Genomic DNA, 2,751 nt, shown 5'->3' on the forward strand with positions numbered 1-2,751 from the left:
CTGACAAAGAAAAAACTGAAATCAAGTCAGGATAAGGGTTGGAGTGCTTACTGCAAAAATTGTTAAGAAAGATCCCTATAAGGGATAGCTTATCAAGGGGGGCAGGGGGGATCGAACCTAAAATCCATTTTTAATTTAATTGGCTCTACCGAACCTGTCATGTAAAACTATTAACAAGTTGTGCTTGTAAAGCTTGTATACTAAGGCTTTGAGTTTTTGTTAGATTGATATTTATCAACTTTACAGCATTGCTGGGCAGAGAGGGAGCTTGAGGAATTTTCTACAGTGTAAGTTCGGAAGAACCATTTAATTATAACCAGCTACTTACTATTCATCTCTTGATTCGGTAACACCTCTTGAGAGAATATTCCAGCTATGATAGAAAACAGTGTCTAGTTAGGAAAAAAACATGGTTCAGTCTTCCGAAAAAATTGAAGTTAAGTACGGGGAAAGAGAAATTGCCGAAGGAACATTAATTACTTTCCCTAATCCACGTCCTGGCAGAAATTATGATATTCAGATCACCCTGCCTGAATATACCTGTAAATGTCCCTTTTCCGGTTATCCCGATTTTGCCACTATTTATCTTAGCTACGTTCCCGATCAAAAGGTGATGGAATTAAAGGCGATTAAACTTTATATTAATAGTTATCGCGATCGTTATATTTCCCACGAAGAAGCAATTAACCAAATTTTAGATGATTTGGTGGCCGCTTGCGAACCCTTGCAGATGAAAGTTAAAGGGGATTTTCATCCCAGAGGTAACGTTCATACCGTGGTGGAGGTGATGTATAAAAAAGAATAGCATAATTGTCTAGTTTGGGGATGGGGTTGCTCCCATCCCTTGCTGTTCTAGTTTTTGTTGTTCAAGTTTTTTGCTGTCCTTGTTTTCAATACTTATTTTAAAATTGTCCTCTATACTTAGAGCTTGAATCTTATCGTTAAGAGTTGGTTGATTGCCTTTGACTGCTGCTAGGTAAACTGCCCGCGCATTTAAATTGCTTATTGAGATGAGGCAAGAGACAAAACGGAGAATAAATCATCAGTTTTTAATAACCAGATTTAGTATAAGTAGGGCTGGCTGAATAAATCTAAAAACCTTGTTGGATAATATTTTTAGGCTTTTTTGAAATCAAAAACTGCCAACCCTTGGCGTGATCTACACCCCACACCCTGCCCCCGGGAAAAACTTTTTCAGCAAACCCTAAGTAGAATTCAAATCACCCCCAGTGAGGAACTAGCCATGAAATCCTTTGCCCTTCTTACCACCGTTAGCCTAATCAGCCTTTCCACCCTCGCGACTGTTCGCCCCCTCATGGCGCTAGAGAGCCGACAACCAGCCGAAACCCGGATCGCTCAAGGGAACAATCAAGACGCGATCGGCCACTATAACCGGGGAGTTGACTACATCCAACAGGAAAAATACGATCTCGCCCTCGCTGAACTCACCAAAGCGATCGAACTCGATCCTAACTATACCGAGGCTTACCTCAATCGGGGGAATCTTTACGCCAGACAGGGGAAACCCGACCTCGCCCTGTCCGATTTCAATCAGGCGCTCAACATTAATCCCGGCTTGGCTGGGGCTTACAGCAATCGGGGGAATCTTTACCAACAACAGGGGAAACCAGACCTCGCCCTGTCCGATTTCAATCAGGCGCTCAATATCAATCCCCGATTGGCCCTGGCTTACAACAATCGGGGGAATCTTTACGACGATCAGGGGAAACCAGACCTCGCCCTGTCCGATTTCAATCAGGCGCTCAACATTAATCCCCGATACGCCGAGGCTTACCTCAATCGGGGGAATCTTTACGACGATCAGGGGAAACCCGACCTCGCCCTGTCCGATTTCAATCAGGCGCTCAACATTAATCCCCGATACGCCGAGGCTTACCTCAATCGGGGGAATCTTTACGACGATCAGGGGAAACCCGACCTCGCCCTGTCCGATTACAATCAGGCGCTCAACATTAATCCCCTATTGGCCGAGGCTTACTACAATCGCGGGCTTCTTTACAAAGAACAGGGGAAACCAGACCTCGCCCTGTCCGATTACAATCAGGCGATCAATATTAATCCCGGATACACCCTGGCTTACTACAATCGGGGGGTTCTTTACGCCGGACAGAGGAAACCAGACCTCGCCCTGTCCGATTTCAATCAGGCGCTCAACATTAATCCCCTATTGGCCGAGGCTTACAGCAATCGGGGGCTTCTTTACCAACAACAGGGGAAACCAGACCTCGCCCTGTCCGATTTCAATCAGGCGATCAATATTAATCCCGGATACGCCCAGGCTTACCTCAATCGGGGGGTTCTTTACGCCGTACAGGGGAAACCAGACCTCGCCCTGTCCGATTTCAATCAGGCGATCAATATTAATCCCCTATTGGCCATGGCTTACAACAATCGCGGGCTTCTTTACGTCGGACAGGGGAAACCAGACCTCGCCCTGTCCGATTTCAACAAAGCGATCAACATTAATCCCCGAGAAGCCCAGGCTTACGCCAATCGGGGGGTTCTTTATTACTCTCTACAAGAAAGGGAAAAAGCGATCAGAGATTTGCGACAAGCCGCCGAACTGTTCCGCCAGCAAGGAGACGCGTTCTATAGATCTCTTGCATAAGTCTAGACAAAATAGGATAAAATAGTCCAAGAGTTAAGATTGAAAGATGACTTACGAACAAGTAAAAACTTTAAAGCCAACAGAGTTCAAACGCTTGTGTGGCGTGTATCCAGATACATTTA

At 45.4% G+C, this 2,751-nt stretch carries 2 protein-coding genes; both read left to right on the forward strand.

The features are described from left to right. The first annotated feature begins 409 nt into the window (after nucleotides 1-409). Nucleotides 410-805: a preQ(1) synthase gene (gene queF, locus IM496_RS15130; RefSeq protein WP_002740916.1), complete on the forward strand. Its 396-nt coding sequence runs from the start codon at nucleotides 410-412 to the stop codon at nucleotides 803-805. 438 nt (nucleotides 806-1,243) lie between these two features. After that, nucleotides 1,244-2,629: a tetratricopeptide repeat protein gene (locus tag IM496_RS15135; protein ID WP_287662419.1), complete on the forward strand. Its 1,386-nt coding sequence runs from the start codon at nucleotides 1,244-1,246 to the stop codon at nucleotides 2,627-2,629. The last annotated feature ends 122 nt before the right edge of the window (nucleotides 2,630-2,751 follow it).

The sequence above is a fragment of the Microcystis sp. M049S2 genome (assembly GCF_020245625.1).
Classification (GTDB): Bacteria; Cyanobacteriota; Cyanobacteriia; order Cyanobacteriales; family Microcystaceae; genus Microcystis; species Microcystis ichthyoblabe_A.